The 24,213-nt window shown below is 71.0% G+C and carries 22 protein-coding genes; 15 read left to right on the top strand and 7 right to left on the bottom strand.

The window, feature by feature from the left end; translation table 11 throughout:
• The 3 genes from KFLA_RS21645 to KFLA_RS21635 are packed head-to-tail and all read right to left on the bottom strand — an operon-like array spanning position 1 to position 3,722.
• Positions 1-984, bottom strand: coding sequence for a hypothetical protein (locus KFLA_RS21645; protein ID WP_012921949.1), 984 nt, complete (start codon positions 982-984; stop codon positions 1-3).
• Positions 981-1,625 carry an RNA polymerase sigma factor gene (locus KFLA_RS21640; RefSeq protein WP_202797006.1) on the bottom strand — a complete coding sequence of 215 codons (645 nt, stop codon included), beginning with the start codon at positions 1,623-1,625 and terminating at the stop codon, positions 981-983. The genes KFLA_RS21645 and KFLA_RS21640 overlap by 4 nt, the downstream gene beginning before the upstream one ends.
• A 36-nt stretch (positions 1,626-1,661) precedes the next feature.
• Positions 1,662-3,722 carry a HelD family protein gene (locus KFLA_RS21635; protein WP_012921947.1) on the bottom strand — a complete coding sequence of 687 codons (2,061 nt, stop codon included), beginning with the start codon at positions 3,720-3,722 and terminating at the stop codon, positions 1,662-1,664.
• Between the two features lie 68 nt (positions 3,723-3,790).
• Here KFLA_RS21635 and KFLA_RS21630 point away from each other — a divergent pair, with 68 nt between their 5' ends.
• Both KFLA_RS21630 and aroQ read left to right on the top strand, forming a co-directional pair.
• On the top strand, positions 3,791-4,465 hold the full coding sequence (locus KFLA_RS21630; RefSeq protein ID WP_012921946.1) for a TetR/AcrR family transcriptional regulator: 675 nt from the start codon (positions 3,791-3,793) through the stop codon (positions 4,463-4,465).
• Positions 4,462-4,908, top strand: a complete 447-nt coding sequence (gene aroQ / locus KFLA_RS21625) for a type II 3-dehydroquinate dehydratase (protein ID WP_012921945.1) — start codon at positions 4,462-4,464, stop codon at positions 4,906-4,908. The genes KFLA_RS21630 and aroQ overlap by 4 nt, the downstream gene beginning before the upstream one ends.
• 46 nt (positions 4,909-4,954) lie before the next feature.
• Here the strand turns inward: aroQ and KFLA_RS21620 are convergent, their stop codons facing one another.
• On the bottom strand, positions 4,955-6,613 hold the full coding sequence (locus KFLA_RS21620; RefSeq protein WP_012921944.1) for a carboxylesterase/lipase family protein: 1,659 nt from the start codon (positions 6,611-6,613) through the stop codon (positions 4,955-4,957).
• 163 nt (positions 6,614-6,776) lie between these two features.
• Here KFLA_RS21620 and KFLA_RS35830 point away from each other — a divergent pair, with 163 nt between their 5' ends.
• Together KFLA_RS35830 and KFLA_RS21610 are read left to right on the top strand one after the other, a co-directional pair.
• A complete protein-coding gene (locus KFLA_RS35830) occupies positions 6,777-8,033 on the top strand; it encodes a sensor histidine kinase (RefSeq protein WP_012921943.1) in 1,257 nt (418 codons plus the stop codon).
• Positions 8,026-8,679: a response regulator transcription factor gene (locus tag KFLA_RS21610; protein ID WP_012921942.1), complete on the top strand. Its 654-nt coding sequence runs from the start codon at positions 8,026-8,028 to the stop codon at positions 8,677-8,679. Before KFLA_RS35830 ends, KFLA_RS21610 begins: the two co-directional genes overlap by 8 nt.
• A gap of 136 nt (positions 8,680-8,815) precedes the next feature.
• Here the strand turns inward: KFLA_RS21610 and KFLA_RS21605 are convergent, their stop codons facing one another.
• Positions 8,816-9,796 (bottom strand): EamA family transporter, encoded by a 981-nt coding sequence (locus KFLA_RS21605; protein ID WP_012921941.1) that lies wholly within the window; start codon positions 9,794-9,796, stop codon positions 8,816-8,818.
• An 81-nt stretch (positions 9,797-9,877) separates the two neighbouring features.
• On the opposite strand from KFLA_RS21605, the gene KFLA_RS21600 reads away from it, so the two are divergent.
• Both KFLA_RS21600 and fxlM read left to right on the top strand, forming a co-directional pair.
• Entirely contained in the window at positions 9,878-10,375 is a 498-nt protein-coding gene (locus KFLA_RS21600; protein WP_012921940.1) for a MarR family winged helix-turn-helix transcriptional regulator, read from the top strand.
• 7 nt (positions 10,376-10,382) lie between these two features.
• A complete protein-coding gene (gene fxlM / locus KFLA_RS21595; protein WP_012921939.1) occupies positions 10,383-11,603 on the top strand; it encodes a methyltransferase, FxLD system in 1,221 nt (406 codons plus the stop codon).
• Positions 11,604-11,916: 313 nt separating this feature from the next.
• On the opposite strand, the gene KFLA_RS21590 is transcribed toward fxlM, so the two are convergent.
• Positions 11,917-12,852 carry a hypothetical protein gene (locus KFLA_RS21590; protein ID WP_012921938.1) on the bottom strand — a complete coding sequence of 312 codons (936 nt, stop codon included), beginning with the start codon at positions 12,850-12,852 and terminating at the stop codon, positions 11,917-11,919.
• A 137-nt stretch (positions 12,853-12,989) separates the two neighbouring features.
• Between KFLA_RS21590 and efp the strand changes: the two genes are divergently transcribed.
• Positions 12,990-13,556 (top strand): elongation factor P, encoded by a 567-nt coding sequence (gene efp / locus KFLA_RS21585; RefSeq protein WP_012921937.1) that lies wholly within the window; start codon positions 12,990-12,992, stop codon positions 13,554-13,556.
• A 32-nt stretch (positions 13,557-13,588) separates the two neighbouring features.
• Entirely contained in the window at positions 13,589-13,999 is a 411-nt protein-coding gene (gene nusB, locus KFLA_RS21580) for a transcription antitermination factor NusB (RefSeq protein WP_012921936.1), read from the top strand.
• Positions 14,000-14,500: 501 nt separating this feature from the next.
• On the opposite strand, the gene bldD is transcribed toward nusB, so the two are convergent.
• On the bottom strand, positions 14,501-15,016 hold the full coding sequence (gene bldD / locus KFLA_RS21575) for a transcriptional regulator BldD (protein ID WP_012921935.1): 516 nt from the start codon (positions 15,014-15,016) through the stop codon (positions 14,501-14,503).
• A 217-nt stretch (positions 15,017-15,233) separates the two neighbouring features.
• On the opposite strand from bldD, the gene pyrR reads away from it, so the two are divergent.
• Genes pyrR through KFLA_RS21540 form a run of 7 tightly spaced genes read left to right on the top strand, consistent with a single transcriptional unit; the run spans position 15,234 to position 24,200 of the window.
• The gene (gene pyrR, locus KFLA_RS21570; protein WP_012921934.1) at positions 15,234-15,857 is read left to right on the top strand and encodes a bifunctional pyr operon transcriptional regulator/uracil phosphoribosyltransferase PyrR; all 624 of its coding nucleotides are present in this window, start codon (positions 15,234-15,236) and stop codon (positions 15,855-15,857) included.
• A complete protein-coding gene (locus KFLA_RS21565) occupies positions 15,857-16,798 on the top strand; it encodes an aspartate carbamoyltransferase catalytic subunit (RefSeq protein WP_012921933.1) in 942 nt (313 codons plus the stop codon). The genes pyrR and KFLA_RS21565 overlap by 1 nt, the downstream gene beginning before the upstream one ends.
• The gene (locus tag KFLA_RS21560) at positions 16,795-18,087 is read left to right on the top strand and encodes a dihydroorotase (protein ID WP_012921932.1); all 1,293 of its coding nucleotides are present in this window, start codon (positions 16,795-16,797) and stop codon (positions 18,085-18,087) included. The genes KFLA_RS21565 and KFLA_RS21560 overlap by 4 nt, the downstream gene beginning before the upstream one ends.
• The gene (locus tag KFLA_RS21555) at positions 18,084-18,575 is read left to right on the top strand and encodes a PH-like domain-containing protein (protein WP_012921931.1); all 492 of its coding nucleotides are present in this window, start codon (positions 18,084-18,086) and stop codon (positions 18,573-18,575) included. The genes KFLA_RS21560 and KFLA_RS21555 overlap by 4 nt, the downstream gene beginning before the upstream one ends.
• A complete protein-coding gene (gene carA, locus KFLA_RS21550) occupies positions 18,572-19,705 on the top strand; it encodes a glutamine-hydrolyzing carbamoyl-phosphate synthase small subunit (RefSeq protein ID WP_012921930.1) in 1,134 nt (377 codons plus the stop codon). Before KFLA_RS21555 ends, carA begins: the two co-directional genes overlap by 4 nt.
• Positions 19,705-23,019, top strand: coding sequence for a carbamoyl-phosphate synthase large subunit (gene carB / locus KFLA_RS21545; RefSeq protein ID WP_012921929.1), 3,315 nt, complete (start codon positions 19,705-19,707; stop codon positions 23,017-23,019). The genes carA and carB overlap by 1 nt, the downstream gene beginning before the upstream one ends.
• Positions 23,016-24,200 carry a quinone-dependent dihydroorotate dehydrogenase gene (locus KFLA_RS21540; RefSeq protein WP_012921928.1) on the top strand — a complete coding sequence of 395 codons (1,185 nt, stop codon included), beginning with the start codon at positions 23,016-23,018 and terminating at the stop codon, positions 24,198-24,200. Before carB ends, KFLA_RS21540 begins: the two co-directional genes overlap by 4 nt.
• The last annotated feature ends 13 nt before the right edge of the window (positions 24,201-24,213 follow it).

Below are 24,213 nucleotides of genomic sequence, written 5' to 3'. Positions count from 1 at the left end.
TCAGCGGTTGGTGAAGTTCAGCCAGCCGGCGCGGCCGTCCGGGGTGAGGCCGACAGTGCCGGTGTCGACCCGGGTGGTCCCCGGGCTCGGAGTCAGGCCGCCGCCGCCCTTTTGGTCGGCCGGAGCGTCCAGCAGTTTGCCTCCGCGGCCGATCACCTGGGTCTCGAGCCGTACCTGGTCACCCTGGCGCAACGCGGTCGACTTGTCCCGGCTGCGCAGGAAGACGTATCCGTCGATCGGCTTGGCCACGAACCACGGTCCCGGCGCGCCCTTGACGACGAAGCGCTGCCGCATCACGACCACCCGCGCGTCCACGCGGTACCAGGCCTCGGTGGTCAGCAGGTCGGGCTGGGTGTCGAAGCGGATGAAGTACCGGCTGCTGCCGCCGTCGGTCGGCACAGCCGGGTGGGTCGCGTCGGTCGGGTTGATCACCGACTTGCGCTTGCGCGCCTCGGCGGCGTCACCGCCGATCAGCGACACCTCGACCCCCTGCACGGCGATCCCGTTGCGGACCTTGGTGTCCGGGAAGCCCACGCAGCCGTAGATCAGCCCGTCCGACGTGTCCTGCACGACCACGCTGTTCTGGGTCTTGCGCCGGTCCGCCCAGCTGAGCACCTGCACGCGATGGGTGATCCGGCCCACCTTGCCGGCCGGACGGCCTTCCTGGGTGACGCAGGCCCGAGCGAGTGCCTGCGCGTCCGCGGTGCTCACCGGGCCGGCAGCCACGGCTACCTCGCCCGCGGTCAGCCTGACCGGGGTCTTGGGGGTCGGTGTCGTCGCCGTCGTCGGCCCGCTCACCGGCGGACTGTCGGCGCCGAGGTCGAGCGCGACCAGGCCACCGGCGACGACGACCACGGAAGCGGCCGCGGCGGCCGGTACCAGCCACCGCCGTCGGGGCCGCTGGGTGACGTCGTCGGCGAGGACGCGTTCGAGGATTTCCTGCTTGTGGGGGAGTGTGCGCTCCGCCGGCAGTCGCGGTGTCATACCAGTCCCTCCAGAGTGTCGACGTCGAGCAGCCCGGCCAGCGAGCTGCGGGCCCGGGCCAGCCGGGACTTCACGGTGCCTTCCGGTACGCCGAGGGCGCGGGCGGCCTCGGCCATCGAGCAGTCGGCCCAGACCACCAGCTCGACCACCTCGCGCTGCTTGGCCGGGATCCGGTCGAGGACCCGGCGGATGTCGCTCATCGCGCGTTCGTCGTCGATCCGCGCCGCGGCGGCGGTGGAGTGGTCCGGGACGGCCCCGGCCGCGTCGACCAGTTCCAGCCGGCCGGTCAACGCGCGCTGCCGCCGGGTGGCGCGCAGGACGTTGCCGCACTCGTGGCCGGCCATCACCAGCAGCAGCGGTCGCGCGGAGTCCAGCAGGAGCGCGTCCACCCGCCGGTCCCGGGCCCGCCGCCACAGGGCCGTGAACGTCGCCTGGACGACGTCCTCCGCTGCGGACCAGGACGACGTGCGGCGGAAGGCGAAGTTGTAGACGGCGTCACTGTGCCGGTGGAACAACACCGTCAGCGCCGCCTCATCGGCCTGCCGCAGCCGTTCCCACAGGTCGCGATCCGTCGCCTCCACCGTGACCGGCTCGGCTCGTGGCCCCATCCGCGCCCCCAGCAGTGCTGTCTGTGTGCTCATACCGGGAAGAGTCCGGCGTTGCCGCCGTGGTTCGCCTCAGGTCAGCCCGATCGGCAGCGGCCGGTGGTGCAGGACGTCCAGCCGGGAGACCGCTCGGGTCAGGACAACATAGAGACGGTTCATCCCGCGCGGTTCGGCCTCGACGACGTCGGCGGGCTCGACCACGATCACGTGGTCGTACTCGAGCCCTTTCGCCAAACTCGCCGGGACCACGGTGAGCCGGTCGGCCACGAGATCTTCGGCCCGCAGTACGTCGGTCAGCCCCGCGACGGCGTGGTCGGCGGCGATCACCCCGATCGAGCCCTCCTCCTTCAACGCAGCCCGGGCGGCGTCGACGCAACTGCCGGCCAGATCGTCGACCCGCTGCACCACCAGCCGCCCGTCGCTGCGAAACGACCGCGTCGCCGGCACGTCGATCGCCTGCTCGACAGCCAACACCTCCAGCAACCGATTCGCCATCGCCACCACGGCAGCCGGCACGCGGTACCCCGTGGTCAGCGCGACCACCTCCGCGTCCGGCTTCCCGAGATGCGTCAGCTGCTCGGCCCAACTCCGCGCCGCCCACGCCGTCGTACCCTGCGCCAGATCGCCCAGGACGGTCAGCGAACCGTGCTCACTGCGCCGAGCGATGGCCCTGCACTGCATGGGGGACAGATCCTGCGCCTCGTCCACGATCACGAGCCCGTACCCCGGCCCGCGCGCGATCAACGCTGCCAACTCGTCCAGCAGAACGGCATCGGCGGCGGTCCACCGCGCACTCTTCGCCTTCCGCGGCCGCTTCCAGGCGATCGCCGCGAGCTCTTCGCTGCTCAGTCCGCCGTCCCGGTTGCTTTCGCCTGCCTCGCTTCGGAAGGGGTCACTGAGGAACTCCGCGAGCACCTCGGCGGCCTTCGCAACCGGCCACACGGCCTCCACCGCCGGGCTGACCGCTCGCGCCATCCGGCGCTGCCACACCCGGTTGCAGTTCTGCCCGCGCGTCTCCGCCTGCCGCTGCAGCGCGGCGACCAGCCGCGACACCACCCGCTCCCGCCCGACCCCGTACGCCGTCGCCTCGGCCCGCGCCTCGTCGACCAGCTGCTCGAACTCGTACTGGTTGACCCGCCACCGGTAGGAACCGTCCGGCACCACGACGGCCTCGGTCGGCGTACCGATCCGCCGGTACAGCACCCGGCGCAGAACCTCGGCCATCCGCGCGTCGTGCTTCACCGCCGCGGCTTCCGGGAGGTCCGTCGCGTCGATGCCGACGGCAAGGAGCTGGTCGATCGTCGTCTGCTCCACATCGACCTCGCCCAAGGTCGGCAGCACGGCCGAGATGTACTGGAGGAACGCCTGGTTCGGCCCCAGTACCAGTACGCCGCTGCGCTGCAGCCGCGACCGGTACGCATACAGCAGGTACGCCGCCCGGTGCAGCCCGACCGCCGTCTTGCCGGTTCCTGGTGCGCCCTGCACGCAGATCGACTCGGCGAGCTCGGCGCGCACCAGTTCGTCCTGCTCCGGCTGGATCGTGGCGACGATGTCCCGCATCGGACCCACCCGTGGCCGCTCGATCTCCGCCCGCAGGATGCCGCCGATGCCGCGCGCGCCGTCGACGCCGCCGGTGCTTCGGCTCCCGTCCGTGCGCTCTTGCTCGTTTCCGCCTTCCGCGGTGTGCTCCGCGCCGGCGAGCGACTCGTCCTCGAGGCTGGTCAGCTTCTCGCCGGACCAGCCGAAGCGGCGGCGGACGGCGATGCCCTGCGGGTCCTCGGCGGTTGCCCGGTAGAACGTGGTCGCGACCGGCGCGCGCCAGTCGATCACCAGCGGCGGCCGCCCGATGGCGTCGGAGATGTGCCGCCGGCCGAGGTAGTACAGCTGACCGCGGTGCTCCTGCGCCTGCTCGTCGTCGCGGTACCCGACCAGCCCGAAGAACGGCGGACCGTCGCCCTCGTCCGCCAGTTCCCGGGCGAGGCTCTTCAAGTGGTACCCGAGCCGCTCGGCCGTGTACCGGTCGCCCCAGGTGTCCTCGCCGACCACCACGTTCTGCCGCGCCCCGGCGATCATGGCCCGCAGTGCGTCGCGGCAGCGATCGGCGTACCGGCGTTCCTCCTCCAGCCCGCGCATGTCACCTCTCCAAAAGTTGACTCGGTCAAAACTTTGTCCAGGTTAACACCAGCGGTAGAGTCGTCGGTGTGACCGGATTGCGCGCACGGAAGAGGCAGCAGACGCACGACACCCTGTCCCGGGTGGCGATCGAGCTGTTCCTCGCGCGCGGCTTCGACCAGGTCTCGGTGACGGACATCGCGGCGGCCGCCGACGTGTCGAAGCCGACGCTGTTCAAGTACTTCGCCAGCAAGCAGGACCTCGCCCTGCACCGCATCGCCGACCACGCCGGGGAAGCGGCCCGGGTGGTCGAGGCGTCCACCGCGCCTCCCGCCGAAGCGCTGCTGACGCATTTCCTGACCGGTCTCGATCACCGCGACCCCGTGACCGGCCTGAACGACGATTCGCACGTGCTCGCGTACTACCGCCTGGTTTTCACCACCCCGGCGCTGGCCACCCACCTGCACCAGTTCATCGCCGCCGACCAGGCCGCGCTCGCCGCCGCGCTCGCTGCTGCCCCGTCCGCCGCCCTGGCCGCGAAGTCGGCCGACGGCCTGGCCGCCGAGCCCAGCTCGGGACCCCGCTTCGACGCGGACCTGGACGCCCAACTGCTCGCCGCCTACCTCAGCTCCACCCAGCAGATCCTCGCCCGCCGCAACTGGGAGGCCCTCTCCGCCGGCCAGTCCGCCGCGGCCCGCCATCCCCTCGCCGTCGCTGAGGCCACCCGGGCGTTCCGAGCGCTGGGCACTAGGGTTGGCCCGTGACTGAAGCAGGCCAAAAGGTACTCGTACTGAACGGACCGAACCTCGGCCGCCTCGGCTCCCGCGAGCCGGACGTCTACGGCGCCACCACGTTCGCCGACCTGGTCGCCGACTGCGAGCAGGCCGGCGCCGAGCTCGGCCTGTCCGTCGAGGTCCGCCAGACCGACGACGAGGCCGAACTCGTCGGCTGGCTGCACGAGGCCGCCGACCACAAGTACCCGGTCGTGCTCAACCCGGCCGCCTTCACCCACTACTCGTACGCCCTCCGCGACGCCTGCGCCCAGCGCACCGCCCCGCTGATCGAGATCCACATCAGCAACCCCGCCGCCCGCGAGGACTTCCGCCACACCAGCGTCGTCGCCGCCGTCGCCTCCGGCACCATCGCCGGCTTCGGCCTCAACTCCTACCGCCTGGCCCTCCGCGCGCTGACCACGCTCACCTCCTGACGAGCCTCGCACCGGCTGAGGTGTCCGGTCCCTGGGTCGACTTCCCTCAGCCTCCCAGCGCAGTCCAGAAAGCGCACCGGTGTGCTGCTGCGGCGTCGATGCGGCCGTCCCCGTCGGTGGAAAGAGCTCGTACATACGGCGTTCGGACGGTGTAGGGCGGCCAGTCGACGCCGTCCGGGCGGCCCGAGCGCGCGAAGCCGGTCCAGTAGTCGATCATCCGGTCGCCCAGTCGGCGTTGGGCGGGAGTCAGCGTGACCGGCGTCAGACCGGAGTACGGAGCGCCTGAGCGCAAATCGAAGAGATAGGCCAGTTCGGCGGCGTGCGAGGCGCCTGGGGGCAGGTCGGTGAGCCACAGGTTGTAGGTCGGGGCGGTTCGATCCGCGAACTCGTAGGCGTAGGTCCGGGTGAAGCGGCTCAGCGCCCGGGTCGTCTCCTGCTGGGGGCAGGCGAAGATCCGGTCGGTGTCCATCGCCGCGAAGGCGAGCGCCGGATCCGGTGCCGCCGGATACACCTTCTCGACCGCCGCGGCATCCGCGCCGAAGGTCTGCCGCAGCAGCGCTCGGTAGCCGGCCGCGTCGATCTCCCGTCCGGTGAGGTACTCGACGAACATCGTCGTGAAGCGCGCCTCGTCGCTGGTGTTGCCGGACAGCACCGGGACCCGGTTGAAGCGGCCTGTGCGCAATGCCTCTCGGCCGTCCAGCGGCAGCGCGGCAGTGCCGCTGGCGAGGCCGAACCCGCTGCTGACGCTGAGCAGGTCGGCGGCGGGAAGCTTCCGCAGGCAGTCGAGGCGCCGCGCTGCCTTGGCGCAGCTGCCTGCAGCGATCCGGGCAGCGAGCGTCGCACCCTCCGTGCGGACCTCGGCCACCGGAGCGAACGGAGCACCGTCGCGCATGGTGTACACGGGACCGCCGCCCGCGGCGGTGGTCGGAACGCCGAGATGACACGAACCACTCTGCAGAATCGCGCGATGGAACAGCCCACGGGCGGCGGGGGAGACCAGATTGGCGCAGACGTCCACGCCGCCGGCCGATTCGCCGAACAGCGTGACGTTGCCCGGGTCACCGCCGAAGAACAGCGCGTTGCGCTGCACCCAACGCAGCGCGGCTTGCTGGTCGAGCAGGCCGAAGGTACCCGAGTGGGCCAGCCCGGGATGGCCGAAGAAGCCGAACAGACCGAGCCGGTAGTTCAGCGTGACGACCACGACGTCGCCGTGGTCGGCCATCCGGGCCGGGTCGTACTCCGCGCCGTCGCCGGTCGCGTTGCCGCCGCCGTGCAGCCAGACCATCACCGGACGGAGTGTCTTCGGACCGAGCTTCGCCGGCCGGTGCGGCCGGATGACGTTCAAGTACAGGCAGTCCTCCGCCGAGCCGGCAAGCTGCTTGCCGTTGGCAACTTGTAGGCAGGGTGCCGCCGGCCGGGTGGTGTCCCGGACCCCGAACCACGACTTCGCCGGTGCCGGAGCCCGCCAGCGCAAGGCGCCGAGCGGCGGGGCGGCGTACGGAATACCGGAGTAGCGGTCCACCCCGCGGCCGGTGGTACCTCGCACCAGTCCGCCGGTGGTCAGGGTGACCGGCGGTGTGGCCGCGGCCGCGGTCTGGGCGGCGCCCGGATCGCTGCCCTGGCTGGTGACTCCGGCCGTCGCCGCCGAGCCGAGCGCGGTCACCAGCACGCCTGCGCCGGCGATCGCCATGAGTTTGGTTCGCATCGGTCCTCCTCCTTCGTCGGTGCAACCCTGGCCGGCGGCCACCTGTCGGTGTCACTGCCAAGCGGTGGAGACGACGAGACTTTCGTCCGAACTCGCCGGACGAAAGTCGTGGCCGTCCCGGTCATCGGCCTTCTGCCGGACCGGCCGGTCTAAGGTGCTGGCCATGGCAGGCGCCGTGCCGCTGAACAGGCTGCTGACCGGGATCACCGTGCTGTCGACCGGCCTCGCGCCGGCTGTCGCACCGACGCTGCCTGGGCGCTTGTCCAGCTCGGCGGTTCTCGTGCTGACACTCGGGGTGGTCGCTCAGCTGGCCGCAACCTTCGTGATCAGCCGGTGGCATCACCAGCCGCACCTCGGCTTCGCCGCCGCGGCTGCGGTTTCCGGCGGACTGGTGCTTGCCGCGCCGCCGTGGCCGAACCTGATCGCGGTCGGCGCCGTCGCCTGGACACCGGTCGCGCTCGGGTGGGCAGCGACGCGGGTCTTCGAGTACGCCCGGTCCTGGTACCAGCTTGTCGTGGCGGTTGGTTCGGGCGCCGGCTACCTGGTGGTGGTGGGCAGCCGGGCAGGCGCCGGCTGGTCATGGCTGACCGCGGTACTTGCCGCGGCGGTACCGATTCTCGGGTCGATCACGGTGATGCTGGGGCTTCGGCTGCGCCAGGCGCGGCGCGACCAGCTGGAGGCTTTGGCGCGGCAGCGGGTGACGGCCCAGCGAGAGGCGGAGCGGGCAGAGCGGGAGCGGCTCGCGGTCGAGATCCACGACACGCTCGGCCGTCACTTGACCCTGCTGGTCCTCCGGGCGAACACGCTGACGCTGATGACGGACGACCCGGCGGTGAAACTGGCGGGTTCGCAATTGAGCGGTTTCGGCTCGGCGGCGCTCGCGGACCTCCGCAGGCTGGTCCGCCTGCTGCACAAGCCCACGGACTCCGCACCCGGAACGCGTCGCGCGTCCGAAGCGGATGGTGCGCTCGGGCCGGATTCTGGGCGGAACTCTGGGCCGGATTCTGGGCCGGACCCTGGGCCCGAGATGGTGGCCCGTGCGGCTCGGCAGTTGGTGGCGGAGGCGCGCGCCGCCGGGCAGTCGGTACGGCTGGTGGTGCTGGGCACGGACCTGCTCCTGCCACCCGTTCTGGTGCGCACGGTCGACCGGGTCGTGCAGGAAGGACTGACCAACGCCCGGCGACACGCGCCAGGAAGCACGGTCGAGGTCGTCGTGGCGGTGGCGGATGACGTCGAGATCCTGGTCCGCAACAGCGCTCCTGAGCCAGGCAGCCGCACCGAGCCGGGCGGTGGCGTGGGACTCACGGCACTGCGTCGCCGGGTCGAACTGCTCGGTGGACACTGTGAGAGCGGCGCCGAGCCTCGGGGTGGCTACGCTTTGCTGGTGACGCTGCCTCGAGTCCGCGCCCTCCATGGCTGACCCGAACGGCCGTCCCGTCCGGGTGCTGATCGTCGACGACGAGCCGATGGTCTGCGCGTTCCTCCGAACCATCCTCGACGGCAGTGGCCACGTCGAGGTCATCGGGACGGCCGAGGACGGGGCCGCCGCCGTGGAGTCGGTGATCCGGGACCGGCCGGACGTCGTGCTGATGGACCTGCGGATGCCCGGCGTCGACGGCGTGGCTGCCACCGCCGAGGTCAGGTCCCTTCCCGAGCCGCCGGTGGTCGTCGTGATGACGACCTTCGACACCGATGACCACCTGCTCGCCGCACTCGACGCAGGCGCGGCCGGTTACCTGCTGAAGAGCACGCCGACGAGCACGCTGGTCCAGCTGGTGTTGGCAGCGGCTGCCGGGGCGTCCGTGCTGTCGCCTGAAGCGGTCCACCGGCTCCGCGACCTGGCGAACAGCTCGACGCCCACTGATCCGGACCCCCAGCTCGAAGCGCTGTCCGGCCGGGAGCGGGAGATCCTGGCCTTGCTCGGCGAAGGACTGTCGAACGCAGACATCGCCCGCCGGCTGTACTTGAGCGAAGGCACCATCAAGGGACACGTCTCACGGTTGATGGCCGACCTCGACTGCCAGAACCGCACTCAGCTAGCGCTCCGTGCCACCGCGAGCCGCTGACCGGACTTAGCTAGCGCTCCGCGCCACCGTGAGCCGCTGACCGGCGGACTCAGCCAGCGTTCCGCGCCACCCAGCGAGCCGACCTGCCGACGCCGGCGCTGTCTTTCGGCCGGCGCACTCTGCGGGTCCGGGCGCGTCAGTTCGGGTGCGGCGCCGAGAGCGCCACCGGCGGTCCTGGGGTCGTCACTGGGGCAGCGGGCGCGGCGGAGGTGCAGGCGATGCGCTGGACCGGGACGACGGGCGCGGTTGGGGTCGGAGGCTTGGGAGTTCGTTTGAGTTGGGCGGTGGTCAGGGAGGCCAGGACGACGAGTGCTCCGGCTAGTTGGGGGAAGGTCAGGCTCTGGTGGAGCGCCAGCCAGCCCAGGAGGGTGGCGACCACCGGGCTGAGGAGGCCCAGGAAGGTGACGTCCGTGGGACCCAGGGCTCGGAGGCCGCGGAACCAGAGAGCGTAGGCCAGGGCGGAGCCGATCAACGTCAGGTACGCGTATCCGAGCACGTTCGGAACGCTGAGAGAACGGGGAAGCGCTCCCTCGACGATCAGCGTGACGGGGACCAGGAGCAGCCCGCCGGCAACCAGTTGCCAACCGGTGGTCGCCAGGAGCGAGGCGGGCGAGGTCCAGCGCTTGCTCAGGACGACGCCGGTCGCCATCACGACGGCGCCGCCCAGCGCGGCAGCGATGCCCCAGGCGTCCAGGCGGGCGTCCGCACGGAGCACGAGCAGGCTGACGCCGAAGATGCCGGCGATTGCAGCGAGCACGGTGCGGAAGGTGAGCCGCTGGCCCAGAAGTCCAGCGGCCAGCAGCGCAACCAGGAGGGGCTGGATCGCGCCGACGGTTGCGGCGACTCCGCCGGGCAAGCGGTAGGCGGCGACGAACAACAGAGCGAAGAACGCCCCGATGTTGAGGGCGCCGAGCACCAGAGCCCGGCACCACCACTGGCCCCGGGGCAGTTCCCGGGTGAGCGCGACCAGGAGCAGGCCCGCGGGCAGGGCGCGCAGTACGCCGGCGAGCAGTGGACGGCCGGGCGGAAGGAACTCCGTCGTGACGAGATAGGTGGTGACCCACAGGGCCGGCGCGAGCGCGGTGGTGAGGACGAGAGCGAGACGATTGCTTAGCACTAAGATAAAGTATCTCAGCACTAAGCTAGTTGTCCAGGGAATTTCGCTCACCACTAAGAGAAATCCACTAGGGTGGAAGTCATGGCAGATCATGTCGACCTGGTCCTGGCGCAGTGGAGTGAGCAGCGCCCGGATCTGGATGCCTCACCGATGGCTGTGCTCGGGCGGCTGAAGCGGCTGGCGCAGCTGGTCGACACCGAGCTGCGGCGCAACTTCGCCGCGCACGACCTGGATTCCGCCTCCTTCGACGTCCTGGCGACGCTGCGCCGGAGCAACTCCGAGCACAGCCTGACTCCGGCCGGCCTGATGCGGTCGTCGATGGTCACCTCCGGCGCGATCACGCAGCGGCTCGACCGGCTGGAAGCGCGCGGACTGGTCTCGCGCCGGCCGAGTGAGACCGACGGTCGCGGAGTTCAGGTGTCGCTGACCGAGGCGGGACTGCGGCTGATCGACGCGGTCCTGCCGACGCACCTGGCCACCGAGGAGAAACTGCTGGCAGCGCTCTGTCCGGCCGAACGCGAGGCGCTGGCGGGCACCCTGCGGACCGTGCTCGAGTCCCTGGGCGACAAGACGGACTGATGATGCCGTGAGCAACGATCAGCGGTACGTCGAGTCGTTGCGGGCGGCGTTGACCGGGTCGCTGGCCGATCAGGGAGCGCTCTCCAGCGAAGCGGTCGTGGCTGCGTTCAGGACGGTGCCACGGCATCTCTTCGTGCCGGACGCCCCGGTCGAGGTCGCGTACGCCGACGACGTGGTGCTGATGAAGCGCGACGAGGCAGGGGTGCCGATCAGCTCGGTCTCGCAGCCTTCGCTGGTCGCGTTGATGCTGGAGCAGACCGGCGTGCGGCGCGGTCACCGCGTGCTGGAGATCGGCTCCGGCGGGTACAACGCGGCGCTGCTGAGCGAGTTGGTCGGGCCGGAAGGTGAGGTCACCACGATCGACATCGATCCGGACGTGACCGAGCGGGCGCGGGCGACGCTGGATGCGGCCGGGTACGAGCGGGTGCGGGTGGCCCGGACCGACGGGCAGTTCGGATACCCGGAGAGCGCTCCCTTCGACCGGATCATCGTCACGGTGACGGCCGGGGACATCGCTCCCGCCTGGGTCGACCAGCTCGCCGACGGGGGACGCATCGTCGTACCGCTGCGGCTGCGGGGGCAGACGCGGTCGATCGGTTTCGACCTGGAGCGATCGCCTGGTTCGGCTGGGGTGCTGTGGAGCCGCTCGAGTGTCGTGTGCGGCTTCGTCTCCATGCAGGGGGCGGGGGCCGCGCACGAGCGGTTGGTCGAGATCGAGCCGGACAAGGTCGCCCTGCAGCTGGACGCGGATCAGGTGCTTGAGGCCGTGCTGCTGCCGGGGGTGCTGCGGGAGACGCCCGAGGTGCGGTGGTCGCGCGTGCTGCTGGGGCGCGAGGAGTCGTTCTGCCAGCTCGACCTGTGGCTGGCGTCGGTCTTTCCCGGGTACTGCGTGCTGACCGCGACGCGCCGGGCGGTGAAGAGCCGGTTGGTACGACCGGCCTTGCGGTGGGGCGGGTCGGCGGTCGTCCGGGATGCGACGATCGGCTATCTCACTTCCCAGCCCGGGCCGACGAAGAATGCGGTGGAGATCGGCGCACGAGCGCACGGACCGGACGCCCGGCGGCTCGCCGAAGAGCTGGTCGCGCAGGTCCTTCGCTGGGACGAGGAGCGACGGGGACGGCCGGATCCGGTGTTCGTCGTACACCCCCTCGGAACTCCTGCCACCGACCTGCCCGCCGGCCCGCACTTCACCACCCGCAGCCGCGTCATCACGGTGCTTTGGGATTGAGGTGCCGGTCAGGCGAGCGGTGCGTGCAGGGCCTCGACCTGAACCGCCGTGGGCGGCTGCCCGGTACCCACCGGACCTCGCGGCTGCGCCTGAGTCGCGGGAGCCGGATGCGCGTCCGTCACGGGAGACTGCTGCGCCTGAGTCGCGGGAGCCGGGTTGCGTGCGTCACGGGAGACTCCTGCGCCTGAGTCGCGGGAGACCGGTGCGTGCGTCACCGGAAACTGCTGTGCATCTGTCGCGGGAGACTGCTGCGCGTCCGTCGCGGGAGACCGCTGGGCGTCCGTCGCGGGAGAGGCGCAGCCGGTCAGCCGGGTCAGTCGCGGCTGCGGCCGTCTCGGACTGTCTGCCAGAGTTCCTGGATGTCGGTGCGGTCGCCGGGGTCCGGCGGGTCGACCCAGCCGCTGGCCCAGCTCTCCTCGTCGTCGCGGTCGGTGTCGAACAAGGACTGCGCGAACGCGGCCGAGCCGACGTACCGGGTTTCCTCGTCCGAGGCCCCGGAGCCGGAGGAAGCGCTCTCTGGGCGTTCTCCGACGGACCGCACGCGGTCGGCCGATCCGCCCGATCCGTTGCCAGGTCCACCCGCCGGCGCGACCAGCGCGCGAGCGCGTTTCTGCGCGTCGATGATGCCCAGGTCCTGCTCGTCGCAGAGCAGCCGCACGGCGCCGACCTCGTTGCCGGTCCTCATCATCTCCCGCACCCGGGCGTCGATGTCACGCGGCGACAGCGACGGCTTGACCGCCGGCAGCTGGTACGACTGCGGCGGCGCCTGCTGGAACCACGGCCCCGGCGGCTGGAACTGCCCCGGCTGCCCGAACGGCATGCTCGGCGGCGGGCCGGGAGGCGCGTACTGGTTGGGGAACTGGCCGGGAACCGCCTGCCCCGGGTACGGCCCGGTGGCGTGCTGGCCCGGCGTCGACGGCTGGTGACCGCTCTGCGCGGCGTGCCGGCGATGGTCGAGCACACCGGCCATCTGGGTCGAGCTCTGCACCGGCATGTTCGGGTTGCCGGGCGTCCCGTAGCCGTCGCCGACCGGCCCGCCACCGCCACCGGCGTACGGCGCGGGCTGCGTGTACTGACCTGTCGGGCCCATCGGTTGCGCGCCTCGTTGCTGCGCCTCGAGCCGTTCGAGCAGGCGCTGGACCCGAGGCGACGGCGTACCCGGGTTCCGGCCGCCGGTGCTGCGGGCGTTGAGGGCCCGCGTCGCGAGCGCGATGAACACGACCACCGCGATCGGGATGATGAACTCCACGAGGGACCTCTCTCGGCCGGGTGCTGGGACCTGCCTGTTCCAGCGTAGAGCCCACCGGGTCCGCGCGAATCGGCCGAACCCCGCACCGACCGCTACAATCCGGTGTACCGCTGATCAATTCCGAAGGGCTCCCACGCGTGGCAACGACGACGAACGACCTCAAGAACGGCATGGTGCTCAACCTGGATGGGCAGCTGTGGTCCGTCGTGTGGTTCCAGCACCACAAGCCCGGCAAAGGCGGCGCGGTCGTCCGGACCAAGCTGAAGAACGTGCTGTCCGGCAAGGTGGTCGACAAGACCTTCAACGCCGACGTCAAGGTCGAGGTGGCCAGTGTCGACAAGCGCGACATGACCTACCTGTACAACGACGGCGCGGCGTTCGTGTTCATGGACAAGAGCACCTACGACCAGCTGCAGATCCAGCCCGACGTGGTCGGCGACGTCTCCAACTTCCTGCTGGAGAACCAGGACGCCATCGTGGCGGTGCACAACGACATCCCGCTGTACGTCGAGCTGCCGGCCTCGGTCGAGCTCACCGTCGAGTACACCGAGCCGGGCCTGCAGGGCGACCGGTCGACCGGTGGTACCAAGCCGGCCAAGCTGGAGACCGGGTACACGATCCAGGTCCCGCTGTTCCTGACCACCGGCGAAAAGGTCAAGGTGGACACCCGGACCGGGGACTACCTCGGCCGCGTCACGTCCTGACCCGCCACCGGACACTGGAGCGACAACCGAACATGTCTGCCCGCAGCAAGGCCCGCAAGCGCGCCCTGGACGTGCTGTACGAGTCGGAGGTCCGGGGACTGCCGGTCGGCGGCACCCTGGCCGATCGCGTGGCCGACAACGACCCGCCGGTGAACGAGTTCACCGTGGCGCTGGTCGAGGGTGTCGCCGAGCACATCGCCGCGATCGACGACCTGCTCAGCACGCACTCGGTCGGCTGGACGCTGGATCGGATGCCGGCGGTCGACCGCAACGTGCTGCGGATCGGGGTGTACGAGTTGCTGTTCGACGAGCAGGTGCCGGACGTGGTCGCGGTCAGCGAAGCCGTCGCGCTCGCGCGGGACCTGTCCACCGACGAGTCGCCCGCGTTCGTCAACGGTCTGCTGGCCCGGCTGCTCCAGCTGAAGCCGACCCTCGGCGTCTGACCGCCGGGTCGGCCTGGCGGTCGCGCGGAAGCGCCTGGTGTCGCGAAGAAGAGCCCGCGCAGAGACAGATCAGGCCCGGTACCGCCTCGGTGCGGTCCCGGGCCGATGCGTCCTCCCCGTGAGCGGCGCGGGGGGAACGGCCCCGGCCTGAACAAGCCGTCACCGCGAACGGTGCCGACTCGTGCTGCGTGTGCGCAGTCTGCCTCACTGCGTCCTGCTGTGGTCCTGACTACTGCTTCGCCTTGCTGGTACTACGTGCTGACGGCCGCTGCCGGCCCGTACGCCGCGACGCGCGGTGCGAAGTGCGCGCCTGGTGCGGTGGTGAGGTGGTTCCTCGGCCGTGGAGCGCCGAGGAGATCCGGGTCAGCTGGGCGAGCGACGGGCACGTCCAGCCGGTGACAGCGAATCGGTCAGTGGGGCCGTCCCAGTGAAGTGGGACGGACAGGCGGCCGCGGGCAAGCTGCTACGAGCCCCGACCGTCTTGGTCGCGCGTGGTGGTGCTCAGGCTCCGGCGGCCTCGGACGCCTCCTCGACGTCGCCCTTCGCCTCCGGGTTCAGCACGCCCCAGGAGATGAAGCGCTCGGTCAACGTGGTCGGCGACTCGTCGTAGATCACGGCGAGCGTGCGCATGTCGTCCTGACGGATCGACAGCACCTTGCCGTTGTAGTCCCCGCGCTGAGCCTGGATGGTGGCCGCGTACCGCGTCAGCGGACCGGCCTCGCTCGCGTCGAGGTGCTGCAGGGCCTCCAGGTCGAGGATCAACCTGGGGGGAGCGGCTGCCGCGGCGGCCGCGCTGGCCGAACCAGGCAGCAGCTCACGGATCGGCACGCCGTAGAAATCGGCGAGCTCGGCGAGCTTCTGGACAGTGACGGCCCGATCGCCACGCTCGTACGAGCCGACGACGACCGCCTTCCAGCGACCCTTGGACTTCTCTTCCACGCCGTGCAGCGACAAACCTTGCTGCTGGCGGATGGCGCGCAACTTGCCGCCCAGTGTCTTCGCGTATTCGCTAGGCACGCTGGTTCTTCCCTCCGACTTTTAGTCTCGAGCAGGGGCCCCAGGCAAAGACCCGGGTGTGGGCCGTTCTCTGAAACCCCCCATGATTACACAGAGTAACAATATTCCGGGCCGGAGGCCAGCGTCAAGACGGCGTGTCACTTCCGATACCATGTCAAGCGGTCCGAACGTCCTTTAAAGACCCGTCCGGTGAGGCGGGAAAGGAGGAACGGTTGCGATGAACCCTGCCCCGAGGCCGCAGTCACCCGACTCGCACGCGGCACCGCGCACAGTTCTTGATGCATCCGACATTTCCCGGGCACTGACCCGGATCGCGCACGAGATCCTCGAGCGCAACCGAGGCGCCGACCCGGTCGTGCTGCTCGGCATCCCCACCCGCGGCGTCGGCCTCGCCACCCGTATCCGCGACCGCATCGCCGCAGTCGAGGGGCGCAGCGTGCCGACAGGGTCACTCGACGTGACGATGTACCGCGACGACATCGGCCTCAAGCCGGCCCGCGCGCTCGAGCACACCGACATCCCGGCCGACGGCATCGACGGCAAGGTGGTCGTGCTGGTCGACGACGTGCTGTTCTCCGGACGCACGATCCGGGCCGCGCTCGACGCCATCGGCGACATCGGCCGGCCGAAGGCGGTCCAGCTGGCGGTTCTGGTCGACCGGGGTCACCGCGAACTGCCGATCCGCGCCGACTACGTCGGCAAGAACCTGCCTACCTCGCTGGCCGAGCGGGTCACCGTGCACCTGACCGACTACGACGGCGCCGACGCCGTGGTGATCGCCGACAAGCCGGCCGCCAAGCCCGCCGAGAGGTCCACCGACACGACCGGAGCGACCGCGTGATGCGCCACCTGCTCAGCGCGGGCGACCTGTCCCGCGACGACGCCCACCTGATCCTGGACACCGCCGAGGAGATGCGCTCGCTGGCGGACCGCCCGATCAAGAAGCTGCCGGCCCTGCGCGGCCGGACCGTGGTGAACCTGTTCTTCGAGGACTCCACCCGGACCAGGATCTCGTTCGAGGCGGCCGCCAAGCGGCTGTCGGCGGACGTGATCAACTTCTCCGCCAAGGGCTCCAGCGTCAGCAAGGGGGAGAGCCTCAAGGACACCGCGCTCACCCTGCAGGCGATGGGCGCCGACGGCGTCGTCTGCCGGCACGGCTCGTCCGGCGCCCCGCACCTGCTGGCCACCTCCGGCTGGCTGAACGGCTCGGTCGTCAACGCCGGCGACGGCACCCACGAGCACCCGACCCAGGCGCTGCTCGACGCGTTCACGATGCGCCGCCACCTCGGCTCCCTGGAGGGCCGGCGGATCACCATCGTCGGCGACGTCCTGCACTCCCGGGTGGCCCGGTCGAACGTGCTGCTGCTGTCCACGCTCGGCGCCGACGTGACCGTCGTGGCGCCGCCGACGCTGCTGCCGGTCGACATGACCAGCTGGCCGTGCACCACGTCGTACGACCTGGACGCGGCGCTGCCGAAGAGCGACGCGGTGATGATGCTGCGGGTCCAGCGGGAGCGGATGAACGACGCGTTCTTCCCCAGCGCCCGGGAGTACACCCGGCGCTACGGGCTGGACGTGCACCGGATGGCGCAGCTGCCGGAGGAGGCGATCGTGCTGCACCCCGGCCCGATGAACCGCGGCATGGAGATCAGCGCCGAGGTCGCCGACTCGACCCGCTCGGTGATCGTCGAGCAGGTCACCAACGGCGTGGCGATCCGGATGGCGGTGCTCTACCTGCTGCTGTCCGGTTACAACGAGAACACCGAGGAGCAGACCGCATGACCGCGTACTTGATCACCGGAGCGAAGATCGTCGGCGGTGAGGTCGCGGACCTCCTCCTGGACAACGGCGAGATCGTTGCCATCGGCGCCGATCTCGAGAAGCCGCAGGACGTCGAGACGCTCGACGCGACCGGCCTGATCGCGCTGCCCGGCCTGGTCGACCTGCACACCCACCTGCGCGAGCCCGGCCGCGAGGACGCCGAGACGGTGCTGACCGGCACCCGGGCCGCCGCGGCCGGCGGGTTCACCGCGGTCTTCGCGATGGCGAACACCGATCCGTGCGCCGACACCGCCGGGGTGGTCGAGCAGGTCTGGCGCCTCGGTCGCGAGAGTGGCTACGCCGACGTGTTCCCGATCGGCGCGGTCACCGTCGGCCGCCAGGGCACCCAGCTGGCTGAGCTGGGCGCGATGGCGGACTCGGCCGCCAGGGTGCGGGTCTTCTCCGACGACGGCGACTGCGTGTGGGACGCCGCGCTGATGCGCCGCGCGCTGGAGTACGTGAAGGCGTTCGGCGGTGTGGTCGCCCAGCACGCGCAGGAGCCGCGGCTGACCCAGGGGGCGCAGATGAACGAGGGAGCGCTCTCCGGCGTTCTCGGCCTGACCGGCTGGCCGAGCGTGGCCGAGGAGTCGATCATCGCCCGCGACATCCTGCTGAACGCGCACGTCGGGTCCATGCTGCACATCTGCCACCTGTCCACCAAGGGTTCGGTGGAGATCGTCCGCGCGGCGAAGAAGCGCGGCCTGGAGGTCACCGCCGAGGTGACCCCGCACCACCTGCTGCTCACCGAGGACCTGGCCGCGTCGTACAACCCGGTCTACAAGGTGAACCCGCCGCTGCGCACGAAGGCGGATGTCGAGGCGGTCCGCGAGGGCCTGGCCGACGGCACCATCGACATCGTCGCCACCGATCACGCGCCGCACCCGGTCGAGGACAAGGACTGCGAGTGGAGCGCGGCCGCGTTCGGGATGACCGGGCTGGAGACCGCTCTCTCGGTCGTTCAGCACGCGATGATCGACACCAAGCTGATGACCTGGGCCGATCTCGCCGACCGGATGAGCCACCGCCCGGCGGCGATCGGCCAGCTGTCCGACCACGGCCGGCGCCTGGAGGCCGGCGCCGCGGCGAACCTGACCCTCGTCGACCCGGCCGCCCAGCGCACCGTCGTACCGACCGAGACGGCGTCGCTGTCGCGCAACACCCCGTTCGAGGGCATGACCCTGCCGGGCCGGGTGGTCGCCACCTTCCTGCGCGGTACGCCGACGGTGCTCGACGGAAAGCTGGCCCGGTGAGAACTGCGCTCGGAATCGCCGGCACTCTGCTGGTGATCGCCGCCGGGTACTACGGCATGCTGCGCGGCTGGCGGAACCGGCAGCGCCGCCAGGCCGACCTGGCCCCGCTGCCGCCGGTGCCGGCCGACGACACCACGCCCGGCGTCGAGGGCGTGTACGTCGCGACCACCACCGCCGGCGACTGGATGGACCGGATCGCGGTGCACGAGCTCGGCGTCCGCAGCGCCGCGGACCTGGCCGTGTCCCCGGCCGGCCTGATCTTCCACCGCCAGGGCGCGGCGGACGTGTTCATCCCGGCCGCCCAGCTGACCGCCGTGCGGACCGACCGCGGCATCGCCGGCAAGGTGACCGCCGAGGCGTCCGGCCTGCTGGTGGTCAGCTGGCAGCACGACGGCCGCGAGCTGGACACCGGCTTCCGGCCCCGGCACAAGGCCGACACCGCACCCCTGACCGAATCCATCACCACCCTGATCGGAGCCGAGCAATGAGCCAGCCTGCATCCGGACCGGCCCTGCTGGTCCTCGAGGACGGCCGCGCGTTCGCCGGTACGTCGTACGGAGCGACCGGCGAGACGTTCGGCGAGGCCGTCTTCACCACCGGCATGACCGGCTACCAGGAGACCCTGACCGACCCGTCGTACCACCGCCAGATCGTCACCCAGACCGCCCCGCACATCGGCAACACCGGCGTGAACGACGAGGACGACGAGTCACAGCGGATCTGGGTCGCCGGCTACGTCGTGCGCGACCCCGCCCGGGTGCCGTCGAACTGGCGCGCCACCCGCACGCTGGACGACCAGCTGAAGGCGCAGGGCATCGTCGGCATCTCCGGGATCGACACCCGGGCGCTGACCCGGCACCTGCGCGAGCGCGGCGCGATGCGGGCCGGGATCTCGACCGAGATCCTGGACCCGGCGCAGCTGCTGCGCAAGGTGCTCGAGCAGCCGCAGATGACCGGCGCGGACCTCGCCTCGGAGGTCACCGTGACCGAGCCGTACGTGGTGCCGGCGGAGGGGGACAAGCGGTTCACCGTGGTCGCCCTCGACCTCGGCATCAAGTCGATGACGCCCAAGCGGATGGCCGAGCGCGGCATCGAGGTGCACGTGCTGCCCTCGACCGCCTCGCTGGAGGAGATCCTGGCCCGCGACCCCGACGGCATCTTCATGAGCAACGGCCCCGGCGACCCGCAGACCACCGAGCACCCGACCACGCTGCTCAAGGCGCTGCTGGAGCAGAACAAGCCGTACTTCGGCATCTGCTTCGGCAACCAGGTCTTCGGCCGCGCGCTCGGACTGGGCACCTTCAAGCTGAAGTACGGGCACCGCGGCATCAACCAGCCGGTACTCGACCGGGCCACCGGCAAGGTGGAGATCACCTCGCAGAACCACGGCTTCGCGGTCGACGCGCCGATCGAGGAGTCGGTCGAGACGCCGTACGGGACCGCCGAGGTCAGTCACGTCTCGCTCAACGACAACGTGGTCGAAGGGCTCAGGTTGACCGGGCGCGACGGCCGGGTACTGGCGTTCTCGGTGCAGTACCACCCCGAGGCGGCCGCCGGCCCGCACGACTCGGCGTACCTGTTCGATCGCTTCGTGGAACTGATGGAAGGTCGTAGCTGATGCCCCGCCGTACGGATATCGAGTCGGTGCTGGTCATCGGCTCCGGCCCGATCGTGATCGGTCAGGCCTGCGAGTTCGACTACTCCGGCACCCAGGCGTGCCGGGTGCTCAAGGAGGAGGGCTTCCGGGTCGTCCTGGTCAACTCCAACCCGGCCACGATCATGACCGACCCGGAGTTCGCCGACGCGACCTACGTCGAGCCGATCACCCCGGAGTTCGTCGAGAAGGTGATCGAGAAGGAGCGGCCGGACGTGCTGCTCGCCACCCTGGGCGGCCAGACCGCGCTGAACGCCGCGATCGCGCTGCACGACAACGGCGTGCTGGACAAGTACGGCGTCGAGCTGATCGGCGCCTCGGTCGACGCGATCCAGCGCGGTGAGAACCGCGAGTCGTTCAAGGCGATCGTCGAGACGCTCGGCGCCGAGGTGGCCCGCTCGGTGGTCTGCCACACGATGGACGACGTGCTCGGCGCGGCCGCCGAGATGGGCTACCCGCTGGTGGTCCGGCCGTCGTTCACGATGGGTGGTGTCGGCTCCGGGATGGCCTACAACGAGTTGGACCTGCGCCGGATCGCCGGCGCCGGTCTGGTCGCCAGCCCGACCACCGAGGTGCTGATCGAGGAGTCGATCGTCGGCTGGAAGGAGTACGAGCTGGAGGTGATGCGCGACAAGGCCGACAACGTCGTGATCGTCTGCTCGATCGAGAACGTCGACCCGATGGGCGTGCACACCGGCGACTCGGTCACGGTGGCGCCGGCGATGACGCTGACCGACCGCGAGTACCAGACCATGCGGGACCTGGCGATCGGCATCATCCGCGAGGTCGGCGTCGACACCGGCGGCTGCAACATCCAGTTCGCGGTGAACCCGGCCGACGGCCGGCTGATCGTGATCGAGATGAACCCGCGGGTGTCGCGCTCGTCCGCGCTGGCCTCCAAGGCGACCGGCTTCCCGATCGCCAAGATCGCCGCCAAGGTCGCGATCGGCTACACCCTGGACGAGATCCCGAACGACATCACCCGGCAGACCCCGGCCAGCTTCGAGCCGACGCTGGACTACGTGGTGGTGAAGGTGCCGCGGTTCGCGTTCGAGAAGTTCCCGGCCGCCGACGCGACGCTGACCACGCACATGAAGAGCGTCGGCGAGGCGATGGCGATCGGCCGCAACTACACCGAGGCGCTGCAGAAGGCGCTGCGGTCGCTGGAGAAGCCGGAGGCCCGGTTCTCCTGGGCCGGCCCGCCCGCGACCGAGCTGGAGCCGCTGCTGGAGCGGATCCGGACCCCGCACGACGGCCGGCTGCGGACGATCATGGACGCGATCCGGGCCGGTGCCACGCCGGAGCAGATCCACGACGCGACCAGGATCGACCCGTGGTTCGTCGACCAGCTGTACCTGATCCACGAGACCGCGCTGCAGGTCGCCGCGGCGCCGCGGCTGACCCCGGACATCCTTCGGCTGGCCAAGCGGCACGGCTTCTCCGACCTGCAGCTGGCCGAGATCCGCGACCTGGCCGAGGACGTCGTGCGCGGGGTCCGGCAGGCGCTCGGGATCCGGCCGGTCTACAAGACCGTCGACACCTGCGCGGCCGAGTTCGCCGCCGCCACGCCGTACCACTACTCGTCGTACGACGAGGAGACCGAGGTGGCGCCGCGGACGAAGCCGGCCGTGCTGATCCTGGGCTCAGGCCCGAACCGGATCGGCCAGGGCATCGAGTTCGACTACTCCTGCGTGCACGCGTCGATGGCGCTGCGCGACGCCGGCTACTGCACGGTGATGGTGAACTGCAACCCCGAGACCGTCTCCACCGACTACGACACCTCCGACCGGCTCTACTTCGAGCCGCTCACCTGCGAGGACGTGCTGGAGATCGTGTACGCCGAGATGCAGGCGGGCCCGATCGCGGGCGTGATCGTGCAGCTCGGCGGCCAGACCCCGCTCGGCCTGGCCCAGCGGCTCGCCGACGCCGGCGTGCCGATCGTCGGTACGTCGCCCCAGGCGATCCACCTGGCCGAGGAACGCGGCGCCTTCGGCAAGGTGCTGGCCGAGGCCTCGCTGCCGGCGCCGAAGCACGGCACGGCGATGTCGTTCGGCGAGGCGCAGGAGATCGCGGCCGAGATCGGGTTCCCGGTGCTGGTGCGGCCGTCGTACGTGCTGGGCGGCCGGGGCATGGAGATCGTCTACAGCGACGCCGAGCTGACGGCGGCGCTGCGGCGGCTGAGCGGTGACCAGCTGGCCGCCGACTGGGAGCACCCGGTGCTGATCGACCGGTTCCTGGACGACGCGGTCGAGATCGACGTGGACGGCCTGTTCGACGGCGAGGAGTTGTTCCTCGGTGGCGTGATGGAGCACATCGAGGAGGCCGGCGTGCACTCCGGCGACTCGTCCTGCGCGCTGCCGCCGATCACGCTCGGCAACGCCGACATCGAGAAGATCCGGCAGTCCACCGAGGCGATCGCCCGCGGCGTCGGGGTGCGCGGCCTGCTGAACGTGCAGTACGCGCTGGCCGGCGACGTGCTCTACGTGCTGGAGGCGAACCCGCGCGCCTCGCGGACCGTGCCGTTCGTGTCGAAGGCGACCGCGACGCCGCTGGCCAAGGCGGCCGCCCGGGTGATGCTGGGCGCCACGATCGCGCAGCTGCGGACCGAGGGCATGCTGCCGCAGACCGGCGACGGGGGCACGCTGCCGCCGTCGACGCCGATCGCGGTCAAGGAAGCGGTGATGCCGTTCAACCGGTTCCGGACCATCGACGGCTCGTCGGTCGACACCGTGCTGGGGCCGGAGATGCGCTCGACCGGCGAGGTGATGGGCATCGACGACACCTTCGGGACGGCATTCGCGAAGTCGCAGGCGGGGGCGTCGCAGCCGCTGCCGGGCTCGGGCAAGGTGTTCGTGTCGGTCGCGAACCGGGACAAGCGGCACATGATCTTCCCGGTCAAGCGGCTGGCCGATCTCGGCTTCCAGATCTACGCCACCGAGGGCACCGCCGACGTGCTGCGGCGCAACGGCGTCGAGGCGGTGACGGTCCGCAAGAGCAGTCAGGGTCCGGGGCCGAACGGCGAGCCGACGATCGTGCAGATGGTCCAGGACGGTGAGCTCAACCTGATCGTCAACACCCCGATCGGGGTCACCCAGGGCGGCTCGCCGCGGATCGACGGCTACGAGATCCGCAGCGCGGCGGTGGCCCGGAACATCCCGTGCATCACGACGGTGCAAGGGTTGGCGGCCGCGGTCCAGGGGATCGAGGCGCAGCAGGCCGGTGGCATCGGCGTCCGGTCCCTGCAGGACTGGGTCTCGCGGATCCGCGGTCAGCAGTGAGTTCGGCGTACCGCACCCTGGTCCGGCCGGTCCTGTACCGGCTGGGCCGGGGTGACGCCGAGGTGGCGCACGAGCAGACCCTGCACGGGTTGCGCCGGCTGACCCGCGTTCCGGGCGCGGTGAGCGCTCTCTCGCGCTCGTACGGCGCGCTGCCGGCCGGCCTGGCCCGGACCGTGTTCGGGGTGCGGTTCCCCAGTCCGGTCGGGCTGGCGGCGGGCATGGACAAGAACGGGATCGCGCTGCCCGCCTGGCGCGCGCTCGGGTTCGGCTTCGTCGAGGTCGGCACGGTGACGGCGCACCCGCAGCCGGGCAACGAGAAACCCCGGCTGTTCCGGTTGGTCGAGAGCGAGGCCGTGATCAACCGGATGGGCTTCAACAACCTCGGCTCCGCCGCGCTGGCCGACCGGCTCGCGGCGTACGGGCCGCTGGGGTACCCGCTGGGAATCTCGATCGGCAAGTCGAAGGTGACGCCGATCGAGGACGCGGTCGAGGACTACGTGACGTCGCTGCGCCGGCTGTACCGCTTCGGCGACTACTTCGCGGTCAACGTCAGCTCGCCGAACACGCCGGGATTGCGCTCTCTGCAAGACGCCGGCCACCTCCGCGAACTGCTCGCCGCCCTGCACACCGAGGCGGCCGCCCTCGCCGGATCGGGCTCCGGCTCCGGCTTCGGCGCGACCTCGGGTTCCGGGGCGGAGTCGAGGTCGGGCGCGGAGTCGGGTTCCGGCGCGGAGTCGGGTTCCGGTTCGGGTGCGGTCAAGCCGATCCTGGTGAAGATCGCGCCGGACCTGACCGAGGCGGCGATCGACGAGCTGCTCGGGGTCTGCACCGATGCCGGCGTCGCCGGCATCATCGCCACCAACACGACCATCGGCCGCGAGGCACTGGCGCCCGCGGACCAGGCCCTGGCCGCCGAGGCCGGCGGGTTGTCCGGCCGGCCGCTGACCGAGATCTCGGCCAAGACCGTCGCCCACATCCACGCCGAGACCGGGGGAGCGCTGCCGATCATCGGCGTCGGCGGCATTCTGGACCCCAGCGACGCGGCCCGGTTGATCGACGCCGGCGCCAGCCTCGTGCAGCTCTACACCGGCCTGATCTACCGCGGCCCCGGGCTGGTCCGGGCGACCAACCGGCTGCTGGCCGCGAACCACCGTCCCGCCACGCCGAGTACTCCGTCATGAGAGAGCGTGATCT

Source organism: Kribbella flavida DSM 17836 (assembly GCF_000024345.1).
Classification (GTDB): Bacteria; Actinomycetota; Actinomycetes; order Propionibacteriales; family Kribbellaceae; genus Kribbella; species Kribbella flavida.
Note: the sequence above shows the minus strand (reverse complement) of the source record. Positions and strands in the feature narration are given on the sequence as shown.

Coding starts and splice junctions, on each gene's coding strand:
- KFLA_RS21645 (WP_012921949.1), bottom strand. CDS start 984: ATGACACCGCGACTGCCGGCGGAGCGCACACTCCCCCACAAGCAGGAA.
- KFLA_RS21640 (WP_202797006.1), bottom strand. CDS start 1,625: ATGAGCACACAGACAGCACTGCTGGGGGCGCGGATGGGGCCACGAGCC.
- KFLA_RS21635 (WP_012921947.1), bottom strand. CDS start 3,722: ATGCGCGGGCTGGAGGAGGAACGCCGGTACGCCGATCGCTGCCGCGAC.
- KFLA_RS21620 (WP_012921944.1), bottom strand. CDS start 6,613: ATGCGAACCAAACTCATGGCGATCGCCGGCGCAGGCGTGCTGGTGACC.
- KFLA_RS35830 (WP_012921943.1), top strand. CDS start 6,777: ATGGCAGGCGCCGTGCCGCTGAACAGGCTGCTGACCGGGATCACCGTG.
- KFLA_RS21610 (WP_012921942.1), top strand. CDS start 8,026: ATGGCTGACCCGAACGGCCGTCCCGTCCGGGTGCTGATCGTCGACGAC.
- KFLA_RS21600 (WP_012921940.1), top strand. CDS start 9,878: ATGGCAGATCATGTCGACCTGGTCCTGGCGCAGTGGAGTGAGCAGCGC.
- nusB (WP_012921936.1), top strand. CDS start 13,589: ATGTCTGCCCGCAGCAAGGCCCGCAAGCGCGCCCTGGACGTGCTGTAC.
- pyrR (WP_012921934.1), top strand. CDS start 15,234: ATGAACCCTGCCCCGAGGCCGCAGTCACCCGACTCGCACGCGGCACCG.
- KFLA_RS21565 (WP_012921933.1), top strand. CDS start 15,857: ATGCGCCACCTGCTCAGCGCGGGCGACCTGTCCCGCGACGACGCCCAC.
- KFLA_RS21560 (WP_012921932.1), top strand. CDS start 16,795: ATGACCGCGTACTTGATCACCGGAGCGAAGATCGTCGGCGGTGAGGTC.
- carA (WP_012921930.1), top strand. CDS start 18,572: ATGAGCCAGCCTGCATCCGGACCGGCCCTGCTGGTCCTCGAGGACGGC.
- carB (WP_012921929.1), top strand. CDS start 19,705: ATGCCCCGCCGTACGGATATCGAGTCGGTGCTGGTCATCGGCTCCGGC.